At 71.0% G+C, this 25,890-nt stretch carries 24 protein-coding genes and 1 pseudogene; 9 read left to right on the top strand and 16 right to left on the bottom strand.

Features of this window, described 5'->3' with window-relative positions:
• Window positions 1-16: 16 nt before the first annotated feature.
• Window positions 17-223, top strand: coding sequence for a hypothetical protein (locus ACFZCY_RS01450; protein ID WP_391168503.1), 207 nt, complete (start codon window positions 17-19; stop codon window positions 221-223).
• Between the two features lie 399 nt (window positions 224-622).
• Here the strand turns inward: ACFZCY_RS01450 and ACFZCY_RS01445 are convergent, their stop codons facing one another.
• The 10 genes from ACFZCY_RS01445 to ACFZCY_RS01400 all read right to left on the bottom strand — a co-directional run bounded on the left by ACFZCY_RS01445 (window position 623) and on the right by ACFZCY_RS01400 (window position 11,986).
• Window positions 623-1,423, bottom strand: a complete 801-nt coding sequence (locus ACFZCY_RS01445; protein ID WP_391168502.1) for a polyprenyl synthetase family protein — start codon at window positions 1,421-1,423, stop codon at window positions 623-625.
• 68 nt (window positions 1,424-1,491) lie between these two features.
• A complete protein-coding gene (locus tag ACFZCY_RS01440) occupies window positions 1,492-3,048 on the bottom strand; it encodes a GAF domain-containing protein (RefSeq protein WP_391168500.1) in 1,557 nt (518 codons plus the stop codon).
• An 83-nt stretch (window positions 3,049-3,131) separates the two neighbouring features.
• Window positions 3,132-3,821, bottom strand: coding sequence for a response regulator transcription factor (locus ACFZCY_RS01435; RefSeq protein WP_009716830.1), 690 nt, complete (start codon window positions 3,819-3,821; stop codon window positions 3,132-3,134).
• A gap of 173 nt (window positions 3,822-3,994) precedes the next feature.
• Window positions 3,995-4,672 (bottom strand): response regulator, encoded by a 678-nt coding sequence (locus ACFZCY_RS01430; protein WP_391168498.1) that lies wholly within the window; start codon window positions 4,670-4,672, stop codon window positions 3,995-3,997.
• On the bottom strand, window positions 4,669-6,618 hold the full coding sequence (locus ACFZCY_RS01425; RefSeq protein WP_391168496.1) for a PAS domain S-box protein: 1,950 nt from the start codon (window positions 6,616-6,618) through the stop codon (window positions 4,669-4,671). Before ACFZCY_RS01425 ends, ACFZCY_RS01430 begins: the two co-directional genes overlap by 4 nt.
• 2 nt (window positions 6,619-6,620) lie before the next feature.
• Window positions 6,621-7,052, bottom strand: a complete 432-nt coding sequence (locus tag ACFZCY_RS01420) for a hypothetical protein (protein WP_361473760.1) — start codon at window positions 7,050-7,052, stop codon at window positions 6,621-6,623.
• A gap of 140 nt (window positions 7,053-7,192) precedes the next feature.
• Window positions 7,193-8,638, bottom strand: a complete 1,446-nt coding sequence (locus ACFZCY_RS01415) for a hypothetical protein (RefSeq protein WP_391168493.1) — start codon at window positions 8,636-8,638, stop codon at window positions 7,193-7,195.
• 24 nt (window positions 8,639-8,662) lie between these two features.
• A complete protein-coding gene (locus ACFZCY_RS01410) occupies window positions 8,663-10,372 on the bottom strand; it encodes a glycosyltransferase family 39 protein (RefSeq protein ID WP_391168491.1) in 1,710 nt (569 codons plus the stop codon).
• Window positions 10,362-11,657 carry a glycosyltransferase gene (locus ACFZCY_RS01405; protein WP_391168489.1) on the bottom strand — a complete coding sequence of 432 codons (1,296 nt, stop codon included), beginning with the start codon at window positions 11,655-11,657 and terminating at the stop codon, window positions 10,362-10,364. Before ACFZCY_RS01405 ends, ACFZCY_RS01410 begins: the two co-directional genes overlap by 11 nt.
• Window positions 11,654-11,986 (bottom strand): GtrA family protein, encoded by a 333-nt coding sequence (locus ACFZCY_RS01400; RefSeq protein ID WP_391168487.1) that lies wholly within the window; start codon window positions 11,984-11,986, stop codon window positions 11,654-11,656. Before ACFZCY_RS01400 ends, ACFZCY_RS01405 begins: the two co-directional genes overlap by 4 nt.
• A gap of 509 nt (window positions 11,987-12,495) precedes the next feature.
• Here ACFZCY_RS01400 and ACFZCY_RS01395 point away from each other — a divergent pair.
• The 5 genes from ACFZCY_RS01395 (at window position 12,496) to ACFZCY_RS01375 (ending at window position 17,550) form a co-directional block, all read left to right on the top strand.
• Entirely contained in the window at window positions 12,496-13,605 is a 1,110-nt protein-coding gene (locus tag ACFZCY_RS01395) for a S8 family serine peptidase (RefSeq protein ID WP_391168485.1), read from the top strand.
• A gap of 15 nt (window positions 13,606-13,620) precedes the next feature.
• Window positions 13,621-14,694, top strand: a complete 1,074-nt coding sequence (locus ACFZCY_RS01390; protein ID WP_391168483.1) for a glycoside hydrolase family 6 protein — start codon at window positions 13,621-13,623, stop codon at window positions 14,692-14,694.
• 282 nt (window positions 14,695-14,976) lie between these two features.
• The gene (locus ACFZCY_RS01385; protein ID WP_391168482.1) at window positions 14,977-15,324 is read left to right on the top strand and encodes a DNA-binding response regulator; all 348 of its coding nucleotides are present in this window, start codon (window positions 14,977-14,979) and stop codon (window positions 15,322-15,324) included.
• On the top strand, window positions 15,321-16,607 hold the full coding sequence (locus ACFZCY_RS01380; protein WP_391168480.1) for a cellulase family glycosylhydrolase: 1,287 nt from the start codon (window positions 15,321-15,323) through the stop codon (window positions 16,605-16,607). Before ACFZCY_RS01385 ends, ACFZCY_RS01380 begins: the two co-directional genes overlap by 4 nt.
• Before the next feature lie 247 nt (window positions 16,608-16,854).
• Window positions 16,855-17,550 carry a signal peptidase II gene (locus ACFZCY_RS01375; protein ID WP_391168479.1) on the top strand — a complete coding sequence of 232 codons (696 nt, stop codon included), beginning with the start codon at window positions 16,855-16,857 and terminating at the stop codon, window positions 17,548-17,550.
• A 37-nt stretch (window positions 17,551-17,587) separates the two neighbouring features.
• Here the strand turns inward: ACFZCY_RS01375 and ACFZCY_RS01370 are convergent.
• From ACFZCY_RS01370 to ACFZCY_RS01345, 6 genes and pseudogenes are all read right to left on the bottom strand, one after another.
• Window positions 17,588-17,662: pseudogene (locus tag ACFZCY_RS01370) on the bottom strand (zf-HC2 domain-containing protein); the annotation flags it as partial.
• 65 nt (window positions 17,663-17,727) lie between these two features.
• On the bottom strand, window positions 17,728-18,282 hold the full coding sequence (locus ACFZCY_RS01365) for an RNA polymerase sigma factor (protein WP_107096967.1): 555 nt from the start codon (window positions 18,280-18,282) through the stop codon (window positions 17,728-17,730).
• 142 nt (window positions 18,283-18,424) lie between these two features.
• Window positions 18,425-19,240 carry a zf-HC2 domain-containing protein gene (locus tag ACFZCY_RS01360; RefSeq protein WP_391168477.1) on the bottom strand — a complete coding sequence of 272 codons (816 nt, stop codon included), beginning with the start codon at window positions 19,238-19,240 and terminating at the stop codon, window positions 18,425-18,427.
• Window positions 19,237-19,833: a sigma-70 family RNA polymerase sigma factor gene (locus ACFZCY_RS01355; RefSeq protein WP_050799946.1), complete on the bottom strand. Its 597-nt coding sequence runs from the start codon at window positions 19,831-19,833 to the stop codon at window positions 19,237-19,239. Before ACFZCY_RS01355 ends, ACFZCY_RS01360 begins: the two co-directional genes overlap by 4 nt.
• A 221-nt stretch (window positions 19,834-20,054) precedes the next feature.
• The gene (locus tag ACFZCY_RS01350) at window positions 20,055-21,083 is read right to left on the bottom strand and encodes a rod shape-determining protein (RefSeq protein WP_391168476.1); all 1,029 of its coding nucleotides are present in this window, start codon (window positions 21,081-21,083) and stop codon (window positions 20,055-20,057) included.
• A complete protein-coding gene (locus ACFZCY_RS01345; RefSeq protein WP_391168475.1) occupies window positions 21,067-22,860 on the bottom strand; it encodes a bifunctional 3'-5' exonuclease/DNA polymerase in 1,794 nt (597 codons plus the stop codon). The genes ACFZCY_RS01350 and ACFZCY_RS01345 overlap by 17 nt, the downstream gene beginning before the upstream one ends.
• Before the next feature lie 201 nt (window positions 22,861-23,061).
• Here ACFZCY_RS01345 and ACFZCY_RS01340 point away from each other — a divergent pair, with 201 nt between their 5' ends.
• The 3 genes from ACFZCY_RS01340 (at window position 23,062) to ACFZCY_RS01330 (ending at window position 25,884) form a co-directional block, all read left to right on the top strand.
• A complete protein-coding gene (locus tag ACFZCY_RS01340) occupies window positions 23,062-24,159 on the top strand; it encodes a family 43 glycosylhydrolase (RefSeq protein ID WP_391168474.1) in 1,098 nt (365 codons plus the stop codon).
• 286 nt (window positions 24,160-24,445) lie between these two features.
• Window positions 24,446-24,679 carry a DUF397 domain-containing protein gene (locus ACFZCY_RS01335; protein WP_055547179.1) on the top strand — a complete coding sequence of 78 codons (234 nt, stop codon included), beginning with the start codon at window positions 24,446-24,448 and terminating at the stop codon, window positions 24,677-24,679.
• Window positions 24,680-24,732: 53 nt separating this feature from the next.
• The gene (locus ACFZCY_RS01330; protein ID WP_391168473.1) at window positions 24,733-25,884 is read left to right on the top strand and encodes a site-2 protease family protein; all 1,152 of its coding nucleotides are present in this window, start codon (window positions 24,733-24,735) and stop codon (window positions 25,882-25,884) included.
• The last annotated feature ends 6 nt before the right edge of the window (window positions 25,885-25,890 follow it).

Below are 25,890 nucleotides of genomic sequence, written 5' to 3'. Positions count from 1 at the left end.
GCGGGGTTTCCGTGGGGTGGAGACGCACAGGGGACAGGGCGAGGGGGCGGGCGCGGGTGCGTGCCGGTGTGGTGGCGCGGGCGAGTGCCGGCGTCGTGGCGCGGGGGCGCGGCGCGCGGTGGCGCGGGCGCTGGTGCGGCGGCGGGAGGCGCTGGACCCCGGGGCGCTGGCACGGTTGCGCCGATTCGGGGAGGCGCTGTCGCGGGGCGAGCGGCCGTTCTGAGCCGTCAGCGGCCCTCGGGGCCGGTGGCCCGGAGCGTCGGGCCGTCCCGAGCGGGGGCGGCTTTGGGACGGGCGGTGTGGTCCCCGGCGCCAGCGCCGCAGGGTCGTTGGGCGCCGTGGGTGCCGGCGCGCCTGGGGCGTCAGCGGCCTTGGCGTGGGCCGTTTCAGCGTGGGCGGTTCTGGCTGTGGGCGGTCCTGTGGCGGCCGCGGCGGTTCTGGCTGTCCGCGGCCCTGTGGCGGTCGCGGCGGTTCTGGGCGATCGGCGGGGCCCGGGCGTCTCGGCCGTTCTGAGCGTGAGCAGGGTCCGGAACCTGGCGTCAGGGGGTCTGAGCCGTCAGCGGCCCTGGGAGGCCGGCCGTTCTCGGTGGGGGCGCTTCTGTGCGTCAGCGGTCCTGAGCCGTCAGCCGTCCTCGGTCACCGTGTCGCACAGCTCCGCCAGGGCCTCGCGGGCCGGGCCTTCGGGCAGGTCGGTGAGGGCCTTGCGGGCCGCGGCGCATTGGCGGTGCACCTCCTGGCGGGCCTCGGCCACGGCCGGGGCCGACGGGTCGCCGGAGAGGAGAACCGGCAGCGTGGGGGCGCCCTGGACCGGGGAGCGCAGTTCGGCCGCGAGGTGGCGGGCCACGCCCAGTCGCTCGCCGTACACCGCGAGGGCGTCCGCGATCTCCTCGCCGGCGCCGGAGGCCAGCGCGCCGAGGCGGCCGGAGACGGCGGTGAGGGCGCCGGTGCGGGCGGCCAGGGTCCGCAGGTGGTGGGCGACCGGGTCATGGCCGTCGCCGGGGCCGGTCGTCTCCAGGATCTGGCCGCTGACCAGGCGCTTGAACGCGTCGGCCTGGAGTCGTACGGCCCGTGGCCCCAGCCCGGCCAGGAGGCGCGAGGCCCGGGCGAAGAGGAAGTCGCCGATGAGCACGGCGACCGAGGCGTTCGCCTCGTGCCGTACGTCGTCGTGGTAGCGCGTCGCCAGATGGGTCAGCTCGACGACGACCGCCGAGGGCACCACGCCCGGCGCGCCCGGATCGCCGAATTGGGCGGCCAGGAGCACCAGCAGCGGCCGTAGCCGGCGGCCGCCCGGGCGTGCCAGATGGCGGGCGGCCTCGCTGATGAACGGCACGTCGCTGCGGGTGGCCTCCACGAGGCCGTCCTCGACCGCCGCCAGCGCGGCCCGCAGATCCGGTTCCCGCGTATGGTTCCCGACGACGATCACCCCGGGTTTCCCTTCACAGAGTTCGACATGGAGGGGCAGTAATGTCTCATATGTCGCTCGGGTTCGGCTCAGGGCTCGGCCGGGACCGTGGCCCGGATCCGGCTTCCCTGCCCCGGGCGGCTGTCCACGAGCAGGGTGCCGCCCACCTCCCGGGCCCGTTCGCGCATCGAGAGCAGCCCCAGATGTCCGGGGAACGTGCCCTGGGAGTCGAAGCCCACGCCGTCGTCGGCCACGGTCAGCGTGACCGTGTCGGGGCCGCTGAGCAGGTGGAGGGTGACGTTCCGGGCCCGGGAGTGCTTGGCGATGTTGTGCAGCGACTCCTGCGCGATCCGGTACAGGGCGTGCTTGGCCTCCGGCGTGGTCTCCGGCTCGGACCCGAGCGTCGCCTCGGCCGTGATGCCGTACCGGTCCCGCAGCGTCTCCACGTGCTGGGTGAGCGCGGCGACCAGGCCCTCGGCCTCCAGCGACTCGGGCCGCAGCTGGCACAGCAGGGTCCGGGTCTCGGCGATCGCGACGTCCGCGAGCCGCCGGATGTACTCGATCGGCTCGGCGAGCTGCGCCAGCTCGGCCACCCCGGTCGGCTCGGCCAGATCGCGTTCCAGCAGCTCACGGGCGGTACGGGCGCCGAGCGCGATGCCGTACAGCGCCTGCGAGACCGAGTCGTGCAGCTCCCGGGAGACCCGCTGCCGTTCCTCCCGTACCGCCGTCTCCCGGGCGGCCGCGCGCTGCCGGTCGGTCTCCACGGCGCACGCCGCGTGGCCCGCGATGACCTCCAGGACGGCCATGTCGGTCTCGCCGGGGCGGCGGCCCGCCGGGAAGTGGCAGCACATCGCGCCGATCACGGTGGTCCCGCGCAGCAGCGGCCAGGCGGCCACTGCGCCCCGCGCCGGAGCCTCCCCGGCCCCGGCCTCGCCCTGCTGGATCACCGGCGTGGCGCCCGCGATCGCCTCCAGCGCGGTTTTGCGGGACGGCGGGGTGTGCCCGTGGCCGCCGCCCGCCATGCGCAGGACGGCGCCCGGACCGGGCTCCAGCAGGTAGACGGTGCAGCTCGCGGCGGTGGTACGGGCCACCGCGCCCGCGGCCAGGGAGTCCAGGGTGCGCCGTACGGAACCCTGCCCGGCGGCCGCGGCGGCGGTGGCGGCCACCCGGCGCAGCTGTTCGCGTCCGCGGAGCCGGGCCACGGCGAGCCCGGCGGGCTCCGCGAACATCCGGACGGTCTTCACATCGGCCCGGGTGAGCCGTCGGCCGCCGCGCCGGGTCGCCACCTCGATCACGCCCGCGGCCTGGCCGCGCACCACCAGCGGCGCGTCCAGTACGCAGGCCAGGGCCGCGTCGTGCGGAACCCGCTGAAAGAGGCCGAAGAGAGTGGGGCGCTTGCGCTCGCCCCCGGAGACCGTGGGGCGTCCGGCGCGGATCGCCTTACGGGCGGGGGCGGACCCGCCCGGGGTCAGCAGCCCGCGGGGGATGGCGTCCGGGGTGCCGTCGGTGGCCCGTACCGCCAGGACGTCGCCCGGCTCCAGCATCATGACCCGCGCCAGGTCGGCGCCCAGCAGTTCGCGCAGCCGGTGGGCGATCAGCCGCAGCACCTCGTCGCCCGGATCGCCGACGAGGACCTGCTCGGTCACCTCGGCGAGCGCGGTGCGACGGCGCCGCCACCTCACCGGCGTGAAGCCGTGCCCGTACCGGTGCCCATGTATCCCAAAAGCGATCACGCCGACCACCACTGCTCCCTCGTCGTGGACTCCAGTGCCTCGGGCGGGGTCAGCTCACCGGCCGGCACCAGGCCCGACTGCACCGCGTACACCGCCGCCTGGGTCCGGCTGTGCACGCCGAGCTTGGTCAGGATGTGGCTCACGTACGTCTTCACGGTCTGCTGGCCGATGCGCAGATCGCGGGCGATCTCCTTGTTGGCCTTGCCGCGGGCCAGCATCGTCAGCACCTCGGTCTCCCGCTCGGTGAGCTGTTCGGGTCCGCTCGGCTCGCGGACCTGGCCCATCAGCCGGGAGATCGCGGCGGGGGAGACATGGATCTGGCCGGCGGCCGCGGCCTTCACCGCGTTCCTCAGGTCGTCGGCCTCGGCGTTCTTCAGCAGGAAGCCGATCGCCCCGGCCCGTACCGCACCCATCACCATGGCGTCGTCGAGGGAGCTGGTCAGCGCGACCACCTCGACCTCGGGGATGTCCTGGCGGATCTCCGCCGTGGCGGAGACCCCGTCCATCACGGGCATCAGCAGGTCCATGAGGACGACGTCGGGGCACAGCTCACGGGCCAGCCGTACGGCCTCCCGGCCGTTGGTCGTCTCGCCGACCACCTTGATCTCGTTGTCGAGCCCGAGGATCATGCGCAGACCCTGCCTGACCACCGCATGATCGTCTGCGATCAGAACGCGAAGCGCCACGTTGACTCACCTGCCCATGGAACGAGAGCGACGGGAACGAAACGAGAGCGACGGGAACGACGGAACGGAGGTCCAGCTACGCGCACGGGAAGGGAACTCGGTGAGTGCTGTCCGGAATTCCAACAGCCGGGGGATTTTGTCCCCCATTCGTCCGCCCCCGGTTGACCGAGGCGCTACTCCGGTTCCACGGGCCGGAATCCCCACTCGGTGGCCCTGGCGACCGCCTCCAGCTGCGAGCGGACCTCGAGCTTCTCCAGGATCTTGCGCACATGGGTGCGGACGGTCGCGTAGCTGATGCTCAGCTGCTCCGCGACGGCCCGGTTGTCCAAGCCCTGGCTCATCAGGGTGAGGATTTCCTGCTCGCGCCGGGTCAGGCTCTCCAGCCGCCCGGTCTGCTCGGCGGTCGAGCGCGCCGACTCGCGGTGCCGGGACAGCACCTCCACCAGGGTGCCGGCCGGGATCAGGGTCTCCCCCTCGGCGGCGGAGCGGATGGCGGAGGCGATCTCGTCGCCGCTCGCCGACTTCAGCAGATAGCCGCAGGCGCCCGCCTCCACCGCGGCCAGCAGCGCCGAGTCGCTGGCGTCGGCGCTGAGGATCACGATCGCGGTGGAGGGGTCATGGGCCCGGATGCCCGCGGCCGCGTCGGCCCCGGTGCCGTCGGGCAGCCGGAAGTCGACCAGGGCCACATCGGGGGACAGCTCCTTGGCCATGGGCACGGTCTCGGCGACCGAGTCCGCCCAGCCGACCACGGTCAGGTCCGCGTACTCGGCCAGCAGCGCCCACAGTCCCTCGGCGACCACCCGGTGGTCCTCGACGATCAGGACCTTGGTCAGCTCCGCCGGGGCGGTCACGGCTCCGGTTCCCCTTCCGGGGACGGGCAGCCGAGGGACGGCGCGCCGAGGGAGGGGGAGTCGAGGGATGGCGCGCCGAGGGCCGGGATCGGCGGAGGATCGCCCAGCGGCACCCAGAACTCGACGGTGGTGCCCGCGCCCGGGGCGCTCTCGATACGGCACCAGCCGCCCGCGATCTGGGCCCGTTCCTGGATCAGGGACAGCCCGAGGTGGCCCGGGCGGGATTCGACCTCGAGGGGGTTGTAGCCCTGGCCGTCGTCGACGATCCGTACGAGACAGCCCTCGTCGAGCCCGAGCAGCTGGACGTGCACCGTCTTCGCCCGGGCGTGCTTGCGCACGTTCATCAGGGCTTCCTGCGCGGTCCGGTAGATCAGCGCCATGGTCTCGGCGGGCGGCTTGGCCGCGAGCCGGTCCTCCAGCCGGTAGGTGAGGCCGGTCTCGGTACGGATCTGCTCCAGCAGCCCGCGCAGCGCGGCGGCCAGGCAGCCGTGCTCCAGGCTGGACGGCCGCAGGTCGAAGATCAGCTGCCGCAGCCGGCTGAGCGACAGCTTCAGGGTCTCGTCCAGCTTGTCCATCACCCGCTGCTCCTCCGGGTCCCGCAGCCGCCGCCGCAGCTGCTGGAGCCGGAGGCTGGCCGCGGTGATCACCTGGATGGTGTCGTCGTGGATGTCCGCGGCGATCCGCCCGCGCTCGACCTCCTGGGCGTGGACGAGATGGCTGAGCAGGGCCTGCCGGTCCCGGTCGGTGACCTCCAGCAGCTCCAGGCTGCGTTCCAGGACGAACTGGGCGCGCTGCACCTCGGTGATGTCGCGGACGGTCAGGACGGTCAGCATCCCCTCCTCGGTGCGCAGCGGGCTGATGCTGACGTCGGCCGGGAACTGCTTGGCGTCGCTGCGCCGGCCGACCAGTTCCATGCTGTGGCCGAGCGGCTCCTCGGACTCGTCCCATTCGCGCAGCGAGATGGTCAGCGGCTGGTCGGGCAGCAGCGCCTCGACGGCGCGGCCGATGAGATGGTCGCGGTCGTAGCCGAAGAGGCACTCGGTGCGGTTGTTGGCGGCCTGGATGCGCCCGGAGGTGTCCACGATCATCATCGCGTCCGGGGAGGACTCGATGAGCTGGCGGAACCGGCTCTCGGCGGCCCGCAGCTGGCTCAGGTCGGCGACGAAGACGACGCCGCGGGCCCGCTTGCCCTGCAGATGGCCGCCGCTGAACTGGGCGGGGAACTCGGTGCCGTCCCGGCGGCGGCCCGCCATCGCGGAGGGCGCGCTGAACACCCGGCCGACAAGCTGTTCGGAGGCGGTGCGGTAGCGCTCGGGGACGAGGTCCCGCAGCCGCTTGTCGCGCAGCTCGGACGAGCTGTAGCCGAACATGTGCCGTACGTGTGCGTTCGCGAACTCGATCCGGCCGCGGGAGCCGAGGACCAGCACGCCGCAGGGGGCGTGGCCGAGCAGGTCCAGATACGACTCCTCCAGCCGGCCGCCCACCAGATCCTCGAAGCGCCAGGAGGCGCGGTCGGCGCGGCGCAGGGGTTCCGCGCAGTCGGTGAGGAGGTCGGCGGACATGGAGAACTGGTCGCGGGCGGCCCGGTTGATCGCCTCGAGTATCTCCTCGGCGGGGGTGCCCTTGACCAGGTAGCCGGTGGCGCCGACGGCGAGCATGTTGAGGACGGTCTCGCGGTCGCCGTGGGCGGACAGCGCGACCACGCGGGCGCCGGGGGCCTGGTCACGGATGGCGCGAACGCTGCCCGGGGCGTCGCCCTTTGGCATGTGCACGTCCATAACCACGACCCGGGGACGGTGTTCGACCGCCTCGTGCACGGCCTGCTCGTGGTCGATGGCCAGCCCCACGAGTTCCAGGTCGGGGTGGGAGTCGATGAGGTCCGCGAGGGCTTCCCGGACTGCCGGGTCGTCATCGGCCACCACAACGTCGATCCGGTCGTCACCCATCGCTACCCACCTCCCTTGAGGACGGCACCCTGCAGTTCGCGGATGCTGAGTTCATCGCGCCGGCAGTGCGCCAGCGACGGCATGACCGCGGCGAGCGGCGCGACCAGCACGTTGTAGTGGCTTCCGATGCGGTCGCACACGGCGACCGCCGCCGCGGCGTCCCACACCGCGGCCCAGAAGGCCCAGTCGTGACGGCGGTGGTTGCGGGCCGCGTCCAGGGCGGCGCGGCGCGCGACGGCGGCGGCCACGAGGATGCGGTACCGCTCCTCGTCGGTCGTGGTGCGGTGGACCTCCGCCCATCCCTCGGCCCGGGTCTGGCTGGAGGTCTGCTTCCACAGATCGGCCACCCGGTCGATTTCTTCGGGGGAGAGGTCCTCGATATGGGTCAGGAACTGGAGGACTCTTCGCGAGTTAGGGCCGAAAATAATACTCATAGGACACTCCAGGACGCATGGTACATCTCCGGACTATCGCGAACGTGGGCCTCAGGGCCCTGAAGGCGGCCGGACGGACCTGCCGGCCCACGTTCCCGCTTCGGGCGTCTTCGCCGACGTCACCGGCGTCACCGGCGTACCTAATCGTTCTGTCCGTGGCCCGAGGACATGTTGATGCTCGCCTTGGCGATGCCGCCGCTCTTCTGGCCGACGAGCTGGAAGGCGACGCCGTTCTCGTCGGCCGGGGTGATCCGGTACGAGCCCACCGCCGAGGCCTTGCCGCGGCTGTCGACCTGGAAGGTCGCGATCTTCCGCTGCCCGGTGGAGCCGGACCCGGCGTACGCGGTCACCGTCTCGCCCGGGGCGAAGCCCGCGACGTAGAAGCTCAGCGTGGTGCCCGCCCGGCCGCCGAAGGCGCTGGGCTCGGCGGACGGGGTGTACGGCAGCACCGTGAACCCCGAGCGCACCACGGCCCGGCTCTGGTCGCCGATCGCCATCAGCGTCTGCCGGCCCTTGAGCCCGAACGGCACGTTGAACGCCACGTCGCGGATCTGGCCCATGGCGTTCGCCTGGGCGGTGAAGGCGGGCAGCCCGCTGTTGCGGTTGATGTAGACCAGCACCCGCTCGCCGGGCGCGAACTTGTTGGCGGACAGCGTGATCCGCTGACCGGCCTTGAGCGCGTACGGCTTGGACTTCATCGACGGGTACATGGCCAGCATCTGGAAGGGTGCGGTGGCCGTGGTCTTGCTGCGCTTGCCCACCAGGACCAGCGTGCTGTTGCCGGTCGGGGCCACCCCGACCTTGATGTCCGCGCGGCCCACGCTGCCGCCGCTGTCGGTGTGCAGCGTGGTGACGGGGACGCCGGTGGTCCGTCCCCAGAACACGTCGATCGACTCGCCGGGCCGGAAGCCATGGGCGCTGACCGAGACGGTGTCGCCCGGCCGGCCGACCAGCTTGTTGATCCGCGCGGTGCCGACCGCGCCGCCGGTGATCACCTTGGCCTCGGCCGCGTTGGCGCTGCCGCGCTGCTGGGCGACGAGGGTGGCGGGCCGGCCGCTGTTCGACTCGGGCACGGTGAACCGGGCGTAGATCGAGCCGTAGCGGTCGGTACGGACGCTGCCGATGGACCGGCCCTTGGTGTCCGACGCCCGGGCCTTGAGCAGCAGGTCCACGGTGGACTTCTTGCCGAAGCCACCGCCCTCGACCGTCGCCTTGCCGCCGGGGGTCACCAGGCCCGGGTTGAGCACGATGATCGGGCCGGATGCCTGCGGGACGCGCTGGTTGCCCAGTTTGATGGTCTTGGGCTGCTTGGGCGGCCGTACCTCCTGCCGCTCGTGCGGATGCCCCTTCTTCGGGGCGCCGCCGCCTCCGTTGCCGGTGGTGTCGAGGGCGCCACCGAAGCCACCGCGCGCGATCACCTGCACGAGCGATCCGACGATCGCGAAGACCACGAGAGCGAGCAGGACCGTCTTCCAGGTGAGCTTCTTCTTGGGCTTGTCGCCCGGGTCGTTCCCGGCCGGGGATTTCTCCTCGTACTCGGGAACATCCCTGTCCTCCGGAACATCCCAGTCGTCGTACTCAGGCATGGCCTTCACCTCCTCTTCCCGCGGCTATTGCACCCGGTAGATTTCGAGCTTGATGTTGCCCTGGATGTCCGCCCAGACCCGGTCGGAATTCTGCAGGGCCCGTAGGATCCAGTTTTCGCGGCCGTCGGCGTTGTTCGTCGCCATCGACTTGCGCATTTTGTTCGACATGATGATGTAGTCGATGTTCTGCCATCTCTTTTTGAACAGCTTGTCGCGCACATCGGGGTCGGACGAGGCGTTCCAGTGCGAATGCGCGTAGGGATAGAACGGACGCACATCGTGCAGCTCTCCCCATAGGTCGTCGTCCATGATGATGCGCGAATTGGGCGGGACGTGTTTACGCACCCAGGCGATCTGGTCGTGCTGCATTTTGGTGAGATTGATCTTGGACTGGTACTGGTCCGCTATCTGCACATGGCCCTCGGTATTGGTGTGCACCAGATATCCGGAGGACGGTGACATCACCAGGACGATGGCGATCAGCGACGGCACGCCGACCCGTACGAGGGAATGTGCCTGCCGCATGAAACGACTCTGGAAAGAGGCCTTCAGCAGCCGGTCCACGGCCATGCCGATGCTGATCGCGAACATGGGGATCAGCGGCGCGACGTAGAAGTCCAGCACCACGCTGCCGCGCAGCAGGTAGAAGGTGTAGCCGAAGGCCAGGGTGCCGACGATCAGATAGCCCAGGTTGCGCTGCCGGTCCCGCAGCCCCCACCACAGGCACAGCAGCATCGCCGCGAACCCGGTGATCAGCATGAACGAGTCGCGCATCAGCCAGCTCGTGTAGAGCAGACCGTGGTGGCTGAGCAGGGTGCCCTGGCTGCGGTTGAGCTGCCACCACAGGGTGTAGAGCAGCGAGACGTGGTCCGCGGGCGGGTTGTTCAGGTCGAAGTCGAAACTGCTCGGCAGAAGCTCGTTCTTGAGCACCGAGTACGTCACATAGGCGCCGATCGGAGCCGCCGCGGCGAACGGCCAGAGGGTACGGAGGAACCGGTGGCTCGCCGACCCCTTGATCCGCCGGTAGAGCAGATAGATGAAGCTCGGCACGAAGAAGATCGCGTTTTCCTTGGTGATCAGCGCGAGCCCCAGGGCCACCCCGCCGCCGAACACCGATCTGATGGTGGTCTCCCGCCGCAGCAGGGCGAACAGGCTGAGCAGCAGCCAGAACATCATCAGGTTGTCCAGCAGCACTTGGCGCTGGTAGTAGACCGCGATCGGCGAGACGTTGAAGAAGAACGCGGCGATGGTGGCGGCCAGCGTGCTTCCCGACAGCCGCCGGGTGACCTCGAACAGCAGATAGACGCTCGCGACATGCACCAGAAGCATCAGGAAGCGACCGGTGTTGATCGCGTTGCCGAACGTCTCGAACTGCTTCGGCAGCGGGAAGACCCAGCCGGCCAGCGTGATCCAGCCCGCCGGGGCGTGGTCGTAGTCGTAGGTGTAGGGGGACAGGCTGGTCTCCCGCACCAGCGACCAGGCCCGCTGCATGTAGATGCCCTCGTCGGTGAGGTAGAGGGGGTAGCGGAACAGGTGGTAGCCGTGGGTGAGCGCTCCGGTCAGCAGGGAGAGCACCAGGGCGATCCGCCCGGCGTTCCCCAGCGGCGGGAACCAGCCGCGCTCCACGGAGAACCGGCGGCGGCGCCGCGCGGGGGGCCGCTGCGGGGCGGCCCGGTCCTGGTCGACGGTGGCCGGGTTCGAGGGTGCCTTGTGGGGCACGGGGTCATGCGACACGCGACTCCGCCTCCTCGGTCTGGCCCCGGTGGGCGCCCACGTGCTGTGTCTTCTCCCAGTCGTGGCGGCCGGCCAGCTGCCGCCGCATGGCCCGCAGCGCCGCGTACGCGAGGACCATCTGGAACGGGAACCAGGCGATCGCCATCCGGACGACGGCCTTCGGCGAGGCTTCGAGCCCATGGGCGTCGGTGAACTCGTACAGGCCGACCATCTGCACCAGGAAGTGCGCGACCAGCAGCAGTACGGGCAGATACGAGCAGAGCGCGATCAGCACCGGCACCTTGAGGATCAGGATCATGCCGAGCGAGATCGGCAGATAGAGGCCGAGCAGCGCCTGCCCGCGCGGGAACACCAGCACGTAGAAGGCCAGCCAGCGCTGTTTGCGCGTCGGCATCTTCTTCCAGGTGCCCTTCTTCAGGGTCTGCATGAAGCCCTGGCTCCAGCGGGTGCGCTGCCGGATGAAGTGGCCGAGGGTGGGCGGGGTCTCCTCCTTGGTCACATACCGGTCGTCGTAGACCACGCGCACCCGCTCGCCCATCGCCGAGATCCGCAGGCCCATGTCCGCGTCCTCGGTGAGGTTGCGGTCGTCCCAGCCGCCGAGCTTCAGCAGCAGGGCGCGGGCGAAGAAGACGGTGTTGCCGCCGAGCGGGATGGAGCCGTGGTGGGCGTGGTAGTGCAGCCGGCTCTTGAACCAGAAGAAGTACTCCAGGACGTTCAGCGTGGAATACCAGTTGGACTGGTAGTTCATGAGCTGGACGCCCGCCTGCACCACCCGGACCCGCTCCTGCACCATCACGGTGTTGACGAGCCGGAATATCTTCGGGTGGATGTCGTCCTCGGCGTCGAAGATGGTCACGACCTGGTTGGCGGTCTGCGGCAGGGCGGTGTTGAGCCCGTGCGGCTTGTTGATCGGCCCGTCGTCGAAGACCACGACCCGCACGTTGTGGAGCCCTTCCCGGGCCAGCTGGTCGATCTTCTCCTCGGCCTTTTTCACGGTGCCGTCGTCGTCCTGTGAGCAGATCACGAAGACCTCCAGCAATTCGGCCGGATAGTCGGCGCGCACCACCCGCTCGATCGTGGACTGGATGACGTCTTCCTCATGCCGGGCGGGCAGCAGCACGCTGAAGGAGAGCCGCGGCGGAATGAAGGTTTCCGGCGCCCTGGCCTTCCGCTCGGCGTCCGCCCGGTCCCAGGTGTAGAGCATGAGGTAGAGGACGTGGGTCGACTGCACGGTGAGCAGCACCGAGACCAGTACCAGCACCAGATAGACGATCGGGATAATCATCGGCTTCGCCTCCCCCACACCCAGCCGGTACTGCAGACGAAGTTGACCGCGAACGCGGCGGCGATGCCGAGGCAATTCGCCAGCAGGAGATGCATTCCGGCGCGCACCAGCGACCAGACGAGCACGACGTTGATCGCGAGTCCGCCCAGCACGGATATGTTGAATTTGACGAAACGTCCGGCCGACGGGGTGCGCAGGGCGAAGGTCCACCGGTCGTTGAGCAGATAGTTGTGGACCACGGCGAGTTCCACCGCGATGCCGGACGCCACCAGAAGCGGCAGTCCCACCCAGTGGTAGAGCGCGAAAAGCGCCGCCGAATTCACCAGCACACCGCCCCCGCCGACCACAGCGAACCGCAGCGCCAGACCGGGCAGACCCGCCGTCCTCCCCCGCGGTGAACGGGCCCGGACAGGGCTCCCGTTTCGCCGGTGGGTGGTCACGTCCGCTCGATCGCCCGGCTCTCCCGTGCGCTCACTGAACGTTCGGAAACGCTGCATCGCGACTCCCTCGACAGGAGGCTCTTATCGCCGTCGAGTCCCAGAGTGCGTCACCCGCAAAGGAGGTAGTACCCGCGCCTGGGGGAGCGGTGAGTGCACCTTCGGCGGACCTCTTTCCTCCCCCATTTCGGGGAGCGCCGCTTCTCCGGCCCCGGGCCTTTCCCCCGAAGAGGGGAAGGGCGGATCCCTCGCCCGCGGGTGTCAGTACTTCCGGGGGCTGCCCAAGATGAAAGGGGCCCGACGGCCTTGCGTCCCGTGCGATGAGAGTAGGTGACGTAATGTCAGGTCACGTGATGTCACGCCATCCATTCGCCGGCCGGGCCGGAGCGGTCATCGCAGCGATGACCCTCGCACTGGCCACGCCGGCTGCGGCGAGTGATTCCGGCAGCGGTGCGTTGCACGATTCCGAATGGGCGCTCACCGCGCTCAAGGCGGAGCGCGCGTGGAAATTCAGCAAGGGTGCCGGAGTGACCGTCGCGGTCGTCGGCACCGGGGTGGACGCGACCCATCCGGATCTGCGTGGGCGGGTGGCCGCCGGAAAGGATTTCGCGGGCGGCGGCAGCCCCGTCACCCGGGACGACGGAAACGCGGACGAGCAGGGCACCCACGCCGCGGGCATCATCGTCGGCACCGGCCGCAATTACCGCGGCGACGGGGTGTACGGGCTCGCGCCCCGGGCCCGGGTCATGCCGCTCGGCGTCTTCCGCAACGGAAAGCCCCAGGCCGCGGCCACCGCCCGGGCCATCCGCCACGCGGCGAGCCATGGCGCGCACATCATCCATGTGGCCGTGTCCTTCAAACACCCCAGCCCCGCCCTGAAGTCCGCGGTGAAGTACGCCGCCACCCAGGACGCCATGGTCGTGGCGGGAGCCGGGGACAACGGCAAGGACGGCAACCGGCCCACGTACCCGGCCGCCCTCCCCGGGGTGGTCGCCGTCGTGGCCACCGACAAGAAGGGCGCCGTGTGGACCTCGTCCCACCACGGCGGGACCATCACGCTCGCCGCGCCCGGCGTCTCCATCCTCACCACGGCGGGCAACAACGACTACTGGACCGGCGACGGCACCGGCTACGCCGCGCCCTGGGTCGCCGCCGGGGCGGCGCTGCTGCGCTCGGAACACCCCCGCTGGAACTCGCGCCAGATCGTCCGGAAGCTGATCGACACGGCCGACCGGAAGAGCGCCGCGGGCCACGATCCGCGCTACGGCTACGGGGTGATCGCCCCCGCCAAGGCGCTCGCGGACCGGGCCGCGCCGCCGCCCTCCGCCGAGCCCACCGCGGCCCCCTCCCCGCACCGCACCAAGGCGGCCGCCGCGACTCATGCCGCGGGGGATGAACCCGCCCTGGTCACGATAGGGATCGTGGCCGGTGTGCTGGTCGTGCTCGCGGTGCTGGCCGTGGTGCTCATCAGCCGCCGCCGCCCGCCGCCCGGCAACTCCCACCACAGCTGACCGGCGGAGGTGGCGATGTTCACCGAACCGCGCGACCGCGCCGCCCGGGCCCGCCCGCCGGCGCGATCGCGCCGGACCGCCTGGCTGAGCCGCGGGATGGCCCACGTGCTGCTCATGGTGGTGCTGGCCGAGGTCGTGATGGCCGCCACCACGGTACGTACGCTGCTGGAGCCCTCGGCCACCCATGCCCTCCGGCCGTCACTCCCCGTGGCCGAGCCGTTCTATCCCGCGACGACCCGCTTCTACACCGACCCGCACAACCCCGCCGCGTCCTGGGTGCGCGCCCATCCGCGCGACCGGCGGGCGGCGGCCATCCGCAGGCGCATCGCCGACCAGCCGCAGGCCGCCTGGTTCACCGAGACCAACGAGTCGCTGGTCGAGGAGCAGGTCCGGGGCCTGGTCGGCACAGCTGCGGCCCAGCGGCGGCTGCCGGTCCTGGTCGCGTACGCCATCCCGCAGCGGGACTGCGCGCAGTACAGCTCCGGCGGCAGCGGCGACGCGGGCGTCGCCTACCGGCGCTGGATCGACGCCTTCACCCGGGGCGTCGGCGACCGGCCCGCCCTGGTCGTCCTCGAACCGGACGCCCTCGCCCACCTGGGCTGTCTGCGCAAGCGGCAGCGTGCGGAGCGGTTCGCGGCCCTGGCGTACGCGGCCCGGACGCTCCAGGTGCGGGCCCCGCGCGCCCGGGTCTACTACGACGCCGGGAACTCCGGCTGGCAGCCCGCGCGCACCATGGCCGGGCGGCTGCGGCACGCCGGTATCGACCGGTACGGGGACGGCATCGCGGTCAACGTCTCCAACTTCAACGCCACCCGCGACGAGGTGCGCTACGGCCTGAGCGTGCTGCGCGAGCTGCGCCGCCCCCGGCTGGGGGTCGTGGTCGACACCAGCCGCAACGGGGCGGGGCCTACGCCCAAGCACCAGTTCTGCGATCCGCCGGGCCGCAGGCTGGGCCGGACCCCCACCGCGGCCACCGGGATCCCCGGGGTCGACGCCTTCCTGTGGATCAAGCAGCCGGGGCAGGCGGACGGCTGCACGGCCGGTGCGGGCGTCTTCGTCCCCGGCTACGCGTACCGGCTGACCGGCTGATCCTCGCCCGGTAGGCATCCCAAGGGGCCCCGCGGACCTCCGCGGGGCCCTTTCTTGTGCCCTCGCACACCCTCCACCACCCCCCGCAAAACGGACATACCTCATATAAAACGGCCGAATTCCGCTACCTCAACTGAGGTAGTCGGAATTCGGCCGTTTGGCGTGCCCTGAATTCCTGCAATTGAGGTATCCAGATTTCGGTCATGCGTACGGTGTTTCGAGCCCCGGGCTTTTCTAATGTCGGTGAGCGACAGGACAAAAAAGCCCGAAGGAGCTCCATCGATGCAAAGAGTTCTCGTCGTGGAGCACCACACCCAGGTGCTGAGTGCTCTCGCTGATCTCGTGATCGAGGAGCCGGGACTGGAGTTGTCCGGAATTGCCGGATCGGCCCGGGAGGCAATTTCTCTGGCCCGAGCAGCGCAACCGGATGTGGTGCTGATCGATGTGGACGGGCCCGGCTGGAAGGCCCAGGGGCTTGACCGTCTCATCGGCGACCTCCTCCCGCAGGCGCGGATTGTCCGGCTGACCGCCGTATCCGACCCCCAAATGGAATGTCTGGAATCTCCGACGAACACCCCCAGCATTCTCAAGACCGAAATACGCGAATTCCTCAGGAGTATCACCGAATGAATTCCCCCATGGACCAGAACAACGTCCCGACCAACCCCGAGACCACCGAGACGAAGCGCGCTCCGCGCTCCCGCCGTCTGCGTATGGGTATCGCCGCGGCCGTCGTCGCTGTCGCTGCCGTGGGTGGCACCGTCACGGCGTTCACCATGAACTCCGACGACTCGGGCTCCTCGTCCTCGGCCGTCGCGGGCAAGGCCGCCGGTTCTGATGTGAAGTTCCCGCTGTCCACCAAGAAGGGTGACATCGTGGACTCGCAGGGCCACAAGGTCGTCATGACCGGTGTGAACTGGTTCGGCTTCGAGACCGGCACCTTCGCGCCGCACGGCCTGTGGACCCGTAGCTTGGATTCCATGCTGGACCAAATGGCGAAGCAGGGGTTCAACACCATGCGGCTCCCCTACTCGAACGAGATGTTCGACGCCAAGAGCAAGCCCAATGGGATCGACTTCAAGAAGAACCCCGACCTGAAGGGCCTCACCGGCCAGCAGATCATGGACAAGGTCGTCAAGGGTGCCACCGACCGCGGCATCATGGTGATCCTGGACCAGCACCGCCCGGACCAGTACGGCCAGAGTGAGCTGTGGTACTCCCAGAGCCTCACCGAGAAGAAGTGGCTGAGCGACTGGGTCAAGCTGGCCGAGCGCTATAAGAACAACGACCGGGTGGTCGGCGCCGACCTGCACAATGAGCCGCGTGGCCAGGCCACGTGGGGCGACGGCAACGCGAAGACCGACTGGCGCCTGGCGGCCACCAAGGCCGGTAACGCGATCCACAAGGTCAACAAGAACTGGCTGATCTTCGTCGAGGGCACCGACCGCCACAAGAACGAGCAGTTCTGGTGGGGTGGCGACCTCCAGGGTGTGAAGAAGCACCCGGTGAAGCTGGACGAGGGCAACAAGGTCGTCTACTCGGCCCACGACTACGGTCCGGGCGTCTTCAACCAGAACTGGTTCCAGGCGAAGGACTTCCCGAAGAACATGCCCGCCATCTGGAAGAAGCACTGGGCCTACATCAAGCAGCAGAACATCGGTCCGGTGCTGCTGGGTGAGTTCGGTGGCCGCAAGACCGCGGGCAACAGCACCGAGGCCATCTGGCAGAACGCCCTGATGGACTACCTCAAGAAGAACGGCATCAGCTACACCTACTGGACCTGGAACCCGGACTCGGGTGACACCGGCGGTGTGCTGAACAAGGACTGGAAGACGATCGACAAGAACAAGATGAAGATGCTGTCCGAGTACCAGATGCCTCTGCTGCAGCCGAAGGGGAAGACGTCGGAGTGACCCCTTCCGGCCATCGGCCGAGCACGGTGAAGTGACAGCGAGGGCCCGCAGGCAGCCGCCTGCGGGCCCTCCGTCGTGTCCGCGCCGCTCGCGGCCGCCTGGACCGCCTGGGCCGCCCGGAAAGCCTGGAAAGCGCCGAAACTCCGGAAAGTCACGGATGGAGGGAAGCGGGACGCGCTCCCGCCGGGTTTCCCTCCCGGGCCCGGACCGTGCCACGGACCGGCCCCGGCATCCAGGGAGGCCGCCCATGAACCCCCACCAGCACACCGGCCGGCTGCTCTTTCCGCTGGCCGCGCTCATGGTGATCGCGGCCGACCAGGTGAGCAAGGCGCTCGCGGTGGCCGCCTGGAGCGGTACCTGGGGGCCGCAGGCCCGGCTGGGGCCGTTCCGCGCGGTGCTGGTGCACAACGCGGGCGTGGCCTTCGGGCTGGGGAACGGCCGCCCGGCGCTGATCACCATGATCACTCTCACCGGCGCGGTCGCCACCCTGGCCGCCGTGTGCGCGGGACTGCGGGCCCACGGCCGGGGCCTGGCGTGCGGCATGGCGCTGATCGCCGGGGGCTCGGTCGGCAACGGCGCCGACCGGGTGGTGCGGCCGCCGGGCCCGCTGCGCGGCGCCGTGGTCGACTGGATCACGGTGGCGGGGCGCGGCCCGGTGTTCAACCTGGCCGATGTCGCCCTCGTCACCGGGACCCTGCTCACCGCGGCCGTACTGCTGTACTCGGCCGCGCGGCGGCCCCGCGTCAGCCTCCGGACTTGCGTACCGCGCTCGGCCCCGGCCCCGGCCCCGGACCCGGACCCGGACCCGGACCCGAGCCCGGCATCCGATCCGGGTCCCCCGGCTCCCGGGTGCTCTCCCGCTCCGCGATCGAGGCCGCGAACTCCTTCAGCCGCGCCAGCGCCGCTTCGTCGGTCACCCCCCGGGAGGCCAGCGCGCTGGTGATGCGCTGGTAGAGGGACAGCTCACGGGCGCAAGCGAGGCACTCCGCCACATGGGCCCGCACCCGGCTGGCGTCCGGCGCGTCCAGTTCGCCGTCGAGGTACGACTGGAGCATCGGGGCGCCCACCGGGCACTCTTTCGTCCGGCGCCGCTCGGTGTCGCGCCACCATGTCCATCGGCTCATGCCTCACCTCGCTCGGGTTCCCGTCCGGTGCGTCCCGCGGCCAGCAGCTGGTTCCGGATCCGCCTGCGGGCCCGGTGCAGCCTGCTCATCACCGTGCCCTTGGGGACGTCCAGCACCTGCGCCGCCTCCGCGTACGACAGCCCGTCCACATGGACCAGCCGTACGACCTGCTGGTCGCGGAGCGGCAGTGCGGTGAACGCGGCGTCCACGGCCTCGTCGAACGCGGTGTCCACCACCAGTTCCTCGGGGGTGGCGTCGCGGGCCGGGGAGAGCCGTTCCAGCTCGGTGTCCGGGTCGTCCAGCAGGCGGGGCCGGCGCTGGCGGCGCCGGCTCACCTCCGCGTGCCGCATGATCGTCAGCAGCCAGGCCCGTGGATGTCTCCCGTCAAAACGGCCGACTGCCCGGTACGCCCGTAGTAACGTGTCCTGCACGAGATCTTCGGCGTCGGCGCGCTGAGCGGTCAGGGACATCGCCACGCGCAGCAGCACCTCGATCTCGGGCAGCACGTACTGGGTGAACATGCGTTGCTGATGGGCGTCCGGGTCAGCCACGTGTGCCTCCTCGGATCCGGACCCCCCGGGGACGCGAAAGCGACATATCACACTCTGTGTAACATCTCGCTCACGGCGTCGCGCGGGGTGGTCGGCGATCCGGGTGACACGGCGGCGGGCGGGGCTGTTCGGGCAGGGCTGGTTACGCCTTGACGGAGACCAGCCGCTTGCCGTCGCTCGTACGGACCTCGAAGCGATCGATGTCGTCGCTCTTCATGCCCGCTCCGCCATGCGCCCACAGCGGCTTCTTCGCGATCTCCTCGCTGCTGTTCTCGATCCCATAGCCCCACTTGGGCACGGCCCAGGTCATCATGGTCTGCTCATGACCGTCCTTGGAGATCGCGATGAGGCTGCAGTTGAGCGGGCCCTTGACGTTCTTCAGCCGCAGGACGGCGTCGACGCCCCACATCTTGTCCTGCAGCGCGACCGCCGCCGACACCTTGGTGGTCGGGTCGGTGCCCTCCATCTTCATCGGCATCTTGGCGAAGAGCGCGCTGTCCGTCGGGCTCGCCGCGACGGGCGTCTCCGAGCCGGAGCCCGAGGTGGCGGCCATCGTGCCGAGCGGTCCACCGACGATCAGGGCGGCCGCCGCCGCGACCAGGTACAGGCCGCGCCGCTTGCGCTTGCTGCGGGCCGCGGCGACCTCGCCGACCATGCGGTTCAGCAGGGCGGGGCCGGGCTTGGCGGTCAGGGTGTCGATGGCGGTCGGGGTGGCGGTGAACGCGTGCGGGGTGTGGCCCGTGATCGCGGTCCGGCCGGGTGCCCCGTGGATGCCGGGGATGTCCGCCGCGAGGTCCGCCAGCAGGGGTTCCAGTCCGGTCAGCTCGTCGAGCTGCCGTCCGCACTGGTCACAACCGGCCAGATGCTCCTCGAAATAGGTGGCGTCCGCCTCGTCGAGCACGCCGAGCACATACGCGCCAACGGCGTCGTGTCCCGCGTGGTGCGCCTGCGCTGTCATGCCGTCACTCCTCTCTCCTCAAGCGCGAGCTTCATGGAGCGCAGCGCGTAGAAGACCCGGGATCGAACCGTCCCGCTGGGTATGCCGAGCGTTTCCGCCGCTTCGTTGACCGTACGGCCCTTGAAGTAGGTCTCGACGAGCACCTCGCGATGGGCGTCGCTGAGGTCGTGCATCGCGTCGGAAAGTGTCATCAGCCGTAGTGCCCGGTCGATCTCGTCCTCCGCAGGCATCAGCTCCAGTGGAGACGGGTCGACTTCCTGGGGCCTGGCCTGCCTGCTGCGGTGCCCGTCGATGACGATGCGCCGCGCGACCGTGACCAGCCAGGGCCGGATGGAGCCGGTGGCCCGGGACAGCTGGTCCGCATTCCGCCAGGCGCGGACCAGGGTCTCCTGCACGACGTCCTCCGCGCGATGGCGATCGCCCGCGACCAGGCGCAGTACGAACGCGAGCAACGGTCCGGCGTGCTCCTGGTAGAGCGCACGCATAAGTTGCTCGTCCGGTGTACCGCGCTGCGATCTGGACGGACGCTCATCGGCCACGGCGGCGTCGTCGTGCACCAGAACCTCCAGGACAGGACCTGAGTTGGACAACATCAACTGACGACTCCCGGTCTGTGCCCCGGGGGGGTTGGGTGGCCATGTCGGCCTCTTCCTCCCTTCGTACGGACGGGAGGGGGCGGCCACTCAACGCGTCGGGAAGAAAGTTCCGATCAGTTCCTGGAGTTGCCCGGAGGGAGTGGTGGTGAGGCAGTGGGTGAAGGGCCTCAGGGGTGCCCTCGTCTGATGCCCTCAGCCGATGTCCTCAGGTGGTGTCCTCAGGTGATGGCCGAGCTGAGGACATGGGGCTGGACCTTGCCCTCCAGCATCGCGCCGAGCCCTTCGACCGCGCACACGCCCGGGTTGTCCGCGATGTTCACGGGGACGCCGGTCGCCTCCCGCAGCAGGGTGTCCAGCCCGGGCAGCACCGCGCTGCCGCCCGCCAGCACGATGCCGCGGTCGGCGAGGTCGGCCACCAGATCGGGCGGGCAGCGGCGCAGTACGGCGCTGATCGCGTCGAGGACGGCGGTCAGCGGGGTGCGGATGGCGTTGCGTACGCCCTCGACGTCGATCGTTACGGACCGGGCGAGCCCGGTGGCCACATCGCGGCCGTGCACCTCGGTGCCGAGAGAGGCCAGCGCCGTGTCGCCGAGGACCAGGTGCAGCGGGCGGACGGCCTGGCTCGGCAGCATCAGGGCGTGCTCGTTGCGCAGGTGCTGGACGACGGCGTGGTCGACGGTCTCGCCGCCCACCGGCACCCGTTCGGCGGCCACGATCGCGCCCAGCGACAGCACCGCGACCTGTGTGGTGGCCGCGCCGCACACCACGATCATCGTCGCCTCGGGCCGCTCCACGGGCAGCCCGCAGCCCACGGCGGTGGCGATCAGCGTGTCCACCAGCTCGACCCGCCGGGCGCCGAGCCCGGACAGCGTCTCCACGGCGGCGCGCTGGGCGAGCGGATCGGCGTCGTGCGGTACGCAGACGGCGGCGCTCGGCAGCGGCTTGCGGCGCCAGGCGCGGCGCAGCTTGTTGCCGAGGAGCAGCCGCAGCATGCGCTGCGCCATGGCGATGTCGACGACGGTGCCACCGGCCACGGGACGCACCACCCGGATGTGGGCAGGCGTACGGCCCGTCATGCGCTCGGCGAACGCCCCGACCGCGATCACCGCGCCGGTGCGGGTGTTGACGGCGGCCACGGTGGGCTCGTCGACGATCAGGCCGGTGCGCTTGAGGTAGACGCGGGTCCTGGACGCTCCGAGGTCCACGGCGATGGAGCAGCGACGCAGCCGCTCAAGGCTGATGCTCATGTGGCCATCGTGTGCGCCGGGGCGCGGCCGCTGCCTCCGGAGGTGCGCCGGTCGGGCGAGCCCCCCTTTCTTTTGGCTGGTCCTTGGCGTCCGCGTAGCACTCCACCGCCGCCACGGTGAGGGGGAAGCGGACCGGGGTGGGGCCGAAGGCGATGGTGCCGGCCGCTTCGCCCGCCTCCGCGATCGCCTGCCGCACCGCCGCCACCTCCGGCTCCGGGCAGTGCACGATCACCTCGTCGTGCTGGAAGAAGACCAGCTCGGCGCGGAGCCCGGCGGCCGCCAGGGCGCGGCGCAGCGCCGCGAGCATCAGCACCGCCCAGTCGGCGGCGCTGCCCTGGACGACGAAGTTCCGGGTGAAACGGCCGCGGGCGCGGGCGCCCGGCGTGCTGCCGTAGCTCGGCTCCTCGCCCAGGTCGCGCGGCAGGCCCGCCTCGTCGGCCGGGTCGGTGGCGGTGCCGTCGGCCGGTGGGCAGGTGCGGCCCAGCCAGGTGCGCACCAGGCGGCCCTCCTCGCCCGCGCGGGCCGCGTCGTCCACGTACGCCACGGCCGCCGGGAAGCGGCGCCTGAGCGCGGCGAGGTGCTTGAGCCCGTCGCCCGAGGTCTGCCCGTAGATCGCGCCGAGCAGCGCGAGCTTCGCCTGGTCGCGGCGGCCGGCGAAGGCGCGGTCGGACAGCTCCGCGTACAGGTCCCGGCCGGTGCCCGCGACCTCCATCAGGCCTCGGTCGCGGGAGATCGCGGCGAGCACCCGGGGCTCCATCTGGTCGGCGTCGGCGACGACCAGCCGCCAGCCCGGGTCGGCGACGACCGCGCGCCGCACCACCTTGGGGATCTGGAGGGCCCCGCCGCCGTGGGTGGTCCAGCGGCCGGAGACGGTGCCGCCGGGCAGGTAGGCGGGGCGGAAGCGGCCGTCGCGCACCCAGGACTGGAGCCAGGACCAGCCGTGGGCGGTGTGCAGCCGGTAGAGCTTCTTGTACCGCAGCAGCGGCTCCACCGCGGGGTGGTCGATCTCCCGCAGCTCCCACGCCCGGGTGGAGGTGAGCGTGATCCCCGCGCGCCCGAACGCCCGGATGACGTCGGCGGGCAGATCGGGCCGCACCCGCACCCCGTCCCCGAAGGCGCGGGACACCTCGTCGGCCAGCTCGACCAGCCGCTGGGGCTCAAGACCGCCCGGATAGCGCTCGCCGAGCAGCTCGTCCAGCAGCTCCCGGTGGCGGTCGGCCCGCCAGGGCACCCCGGCGCGCCGCATTTCGGCGGCGACCAGGGTCCCGGCCGATTCGGCGGTGGTCAGCAGCCGCATCCGGTCCGGGTGCTCGGCCGCGTCGGTGCGGGCCAGCTGCGCCTGGTACACCGCCAGCAGCGCGTCGAGCGGGTCGGTGCCGGGCGGCAGCGGCGGCGGGCCGGGCTCGAACAGCGACGGCTGGGTCTGGGCGGCCCGCACCGGCGGGTCCTCGGGTACGGGCAGCCCGCGCAGCCGGGCCCAGGCCGCGGCGAGGGAGCGCGGGGCGCCCGAGCGCCCCTCGTGGCCGAGCAGCAGGGCCTCGGCCGCCTCGATGTCGTAACACCGCTCGACCCGGACCCCGGCCGCCAGCAGCCGTGGATACACCTCGGCGGTGGACCGCCACACCCACCGGTCGGCCTCCGGGCGGGACCGCACGGCTTCGGCGATCCCGCCCCGCGCCGCCGGGACCTCGGCAACCGGCCCGGCGGCCTTTCCGGAGGCGTCCAGCGGGCAGAGACGAACACCCCCGTCGCCCGTCTCCGCCGCTGCCCACCTCATGACCGTGAGTCTGGCAGGGGGGTCTGACAACGGCCGGGCAACGGCCCGGCAACGGCCCCGGGAGCAACGGCGAGCGACGCGCGAGGGGTTGACCCCGCGACCGGGCGGCTCTACCGTCCGTTCGCAATGACGGATCGTGTTCGAAATATCGACCGGACGTAGCACAGGACTGTCCGGGCCTCTCGACCCCTGGAGCCTTCCATGACCCGCATCCGCACCAGAGCGCTGCCGCTGCTGACGGCCGCGCTGCTCGCGCTCGTCGCCCTGCTGCAGACGGGCAACGCCTCCGCCGCGAAGGCCGAACCGGCCGGTTCCCCGGGAGTGAGGGCCGGGAGCTTCACCAATCCGGTCGTGACGCAGAACGGCGCGGACCCGACGATCATCCGCTACGCCGGGTACTACTACCACCTGGGCACCACCTGGGCCTCGCACTGGGAGATGCGCCGGTCCCCCACGCTCGGCGGGCTGAAGACCGCGGCGCCCACCACCGTGTACCGCGAGACCGTGGCGTCCCGCTGCTGCAACTTCTGGGCGCCGGAACTGCACCGGCTGAACGGCCCGAACGGACTGCGCTGGTATCTGACGTACAGCGCGGGCGTCTCGGCGAACATCGACCACCAGCACGTCCATGTGCTGGAGAGCGCCGGATCCGATCCGCTGGGCCCGTACACCTACAAGGGCCAGGTCGATCCGTACGGCGACAACCGCTGGATGATCGACAGCAGCTATCTCTCCCTGCCGGACGGCCGCCTCTACATGCTGTACTCCTTCTGGGAGGGCGGTTCGCAGAACCTCTACGCGGTCCGGATGAGCAACCCGTGGACCCCGACCGGCGCCGGTGTCCGGATCGCCACGCCCACCTACGGCTGGGAGAAGTCGGGCAGCGCGGTCAACGAGGGGCCGACCATCCTGCAGCGCGGCGGCCGGACCTTCCTCACCTTCTCCGCCTCGCACTGCGACACCCCGGACTACAAGCTCGGCCTGATGGAGCTGACCGGGAGCGATCCGCTGGCGGCGGGCGCGTGGAAGAAGTACGCCAACCCGGTCTTCCAGCGCAATGACGCGGCCGGGGTGTACGGGCCGGGCCACAACTTCTTCTTCCCCTCGCCCGACGGCAAGGAGGTCTGGATGGCCTACCACGCCAACGCCAAGCCCACGGACGGCTGCGGCGGCACCCGTACCACCAGGGCGCAGAAGGTGAACTGGAACGCGGACGGCACCCCGAACTTCGGCGTCCCCGTCTCCACGTCCACCGTCCTGGCCGAGCCCTCCGGCACCCCGGCGGCCCTGCGGCGCTGACGACGCCCGGCACCACCTGACGACGAGGACGCCCCGCGGGCCAACCCGCGGGGCGTCCTCGTCGTCTTTCATGACGACCGACCATGACGACCGACCATGACGACTGATGCGCGCCGGGCGGGGCAGAAGACGCCGTGCCTCAGTGATCACGCTGTTATGCACGTGCATCTGCTCATGCATTTGCCCATGCGCAAGTAAAGAAACGCGGCTATGATCCGAGGCAGTTGACCGTTGCACTAATGCACGAACAGTGGAGAACCCTGTGCGCGACCACCCGTACAACGGCATGGCGGCCGCGGACCTCCAGGGGGTCGTCTGGCAGAAGAGCAGGCACAGCAATTCCCAGGGGTCCTGTGTCGAGTTCGCCAAGCTGCCCGGCGGACACGTGGCCGTACGGAACTCCCGCTTCCCGGACGGACCGGCGCTCGTCTACACCCCGGCCGAGGTCGAGGCGATGCTGCGCGGCGCCAAGGACGGGGAATTCGATCATCTGGTGCACGACCCGGTCGGCCATGTGTGAGCGACACTGGTAGTGATCGGTGGGGGCCTGCGATGTGAGACGGGCGATGAGCGATGAACGGCTCGGTCCGGATAGGTCATGTCCTCGGGGTGCCCCTGCGGATGCACTGGAGCGCCCCGGTACTGATCGTCGTGCTCGCCTACGGGCTCGGCCGCGAGACGCTGCCCGCCTGGACGCCCGGCCGGACCGGACTCGTGTACGCGGTCGCCAGCGTGATCGGCGCGCTGCTGCTGATGGGGAGCCTGCTGCTGCATGAGGCCGCGCACGCGGTCACCGCGCGCGGCAAGGGCGTCTCCGTCGAGGACGTCACGCTGTGGGCCCTCGGCGGTGTGACCCAGATGGGGCGCCCGCGCACCGCCGGGATCGCCCTGCTCGTCGCGGTCAGCGGCCCGCTCACCAGCCTGGTCATCGGCGGCGTCGCCGTGGGCGCCGGGGTCGGGACCAACGCGCTGGCCGGATGGGGGCTGCCCGCGGCGCTGCTGATCTGGCTGGGCTGGGCCAATCTGCTGCTGGGGGTGTTCAACCTGCTGCCCGCCGCGCCGCTGGACGGCGGCCGGGTGGTGCAGGCGCTGCTGTGGTGGCGTACGGGCGACCGGGAACGGGCCGAGCGGGCGGCCGGGCGCAGCGGCCAGATCTTCGGGATCCTGCTCGTCGCGGTCGGCTGGTTCTCGTTCGTGCGCGGGCAAGGCGGCGGGCTGTGGATCGCGCTCGTCGGGCTGTTCATGCTGGTGATCGCCAACGCGGAGCGGCGGCGGGCCGGGATCAACACGGCGCTGCGCGGCGTGCGGGTGGGCGACGCGATGTCGTCCCCGGTCGCGACGGGCGCCGACTGGCTTCCGGTGGGGCGGTTCATCGACGAGGTGGCGGCGCACTCACGCCACTCGGTGCTGCCGCTGCTGGACTTCGAGGGCCGGCCCAGCGGTGTCGTGGAGTTGCGCGCGCTGGCCGCGGTGCCGGCCGGGATGCGGGAGGACCGGCGGGTGCGCGAGGTGGCGACGCCGCTGGAGCGGTGCACGGTCGCGGTGTCGGACGAGCTGCTGAGCGAGGTGCTGGAGCGGGCCCGGCCGGGGGCCGGGGGGATGCCGGTGCTGGTGGTGGACGACGGGCATCTGGAGGGGATCGTCACCTCCCACGATGTGGGGCGCCTCTTCCAGCTGCACACGCTGGGCATCACGACGGCGCCGCCGGAAACCACGCCCCATTGAGCGACG

It is taken from the genome of Streptomyces sp. NPDC007983 (assembly GCF_042958345.1).
In the GTDB taxonomy this organism is placed as follows: domain Bacteria; phylum Actinomycetota; class Actinomycetes; order Streptomycetales; family Streptomycetaceae; genus Streptomyces.
This window is presented reverse-complemented; position numbering and strand designations above follow the sequence as displayed.

Coding starts and splice junctions, on each gene's coding strand:
- ACFZCY_RS01375 (WP_391168479.1), top strand. CDS start 16,855: ATGAACCCCCACCAGCACACCGGCCGGCTGCTCTTTCCGCTGGCCGCG.
- ACFZCY_RS01380 (WP_391168480.1), top strand. CDS start 15,321: ATGAATTCCCCCATGGACCAGAACAACGTCCCGACCAACCCCGAGACC.
- ACFZCY_RS01355 (WP_050799946.1), bottom strand. CDS start 19,833: ATGTTGTCCAACTCAGGTCCTGTCCTGGAGGTTCTGGTGCACGACGAC.
- ACFZCY_RS01420 (WP_361473760.1), bottom strand. CDS start 7,052: ATGAGTATTATTTTCGGCCCTAACTCGCGAAGAGTCCTCCAGTTCCTG.
- ACFZCY_RS01360 (WP_391168477.1), bottom strand. CDS start 19,240: ATGACAGCGCAGGCGCACCACGCGGGACACGACGCCGTTGGCGCGTAT.
- ACFZCY_RS01425 (WP_391168496.1), bottom strand. CDS start 6,618: ATGGGTGACGACCGGATCGACGTTGTGGTGGCCGATGACGACCCGGCA.
- ACFZCY_RS01335 (WP_055547179.1), top strand. CDS start 24,446: ATGGCGGCCGCGGACCTCCAGGGGGTCGTCTGGCAGAAGAGCAGGCAC.
- ACFZCY_RS01330 (WP_391168473.1), top strand. CDS start 24,733: ATGAACGGCTCGGTCCGGATAGGTCATGTCCTCGGGGTGCCCCTGCGG.
- ACFZCY_RS01405 (WP_391168489.1), bottom strand. CDS start 11,657: ATGATTATCCCGATCGTCTATCTGGTGCTGGTACTGGTCTCGGTGCTG.
- ACFZCY_RS01390 (WP_391168483.1), top strand. CDS start 13,621: ATGTTCACCGAACCGCGCGACCGCGCCGCCCGGGCCCGCCCGCCGGCG.
- ACFZCY_RS01340 (WP_391168474.1), top strand. CDS start 23,062: ATGACCCGCATCCGCACCAGAGCGCTGCCGCTGCTGACGGCCGCGCTG.
- ACFZCY_RS01345 (WP_391168475.1), bottom strand. CDS start 22,860: ATGAGGTGGGCAGCGGCGGAGACGGGCGACGGGGGTGTTCGTCTCTGC.
- ACFZCY_RS01395 (WP_391168485.1), top strand. CDS start 12,496: ATGACCCTCGCACTGGCCACGCCGGCTGCGGCGAGTGATTCCGGCAGC.
- ACFZCY_RS01415 (WP_391168493.1), bottom strand. CDS start 8,638: ATGCCTGAGTACGACGACTGGGATGTTCCGGAGGACAGGGATGTTCCC.
- ACFZCY_RS01385 (WP_391168482.1), top strand. CDS start 14,977: ATGCAAAGAGTTCTCGTCGTGGAGCACCACACCCAGGTGCTGAGTGCT.
- ACFZCY_RS01350 (WP_391168476.1), bottom strand. CDS start 21,083: ATGAGCATCAGCCTTGAGCGGCTGCGTCGCTGCTCCATCGCCGTGGAC.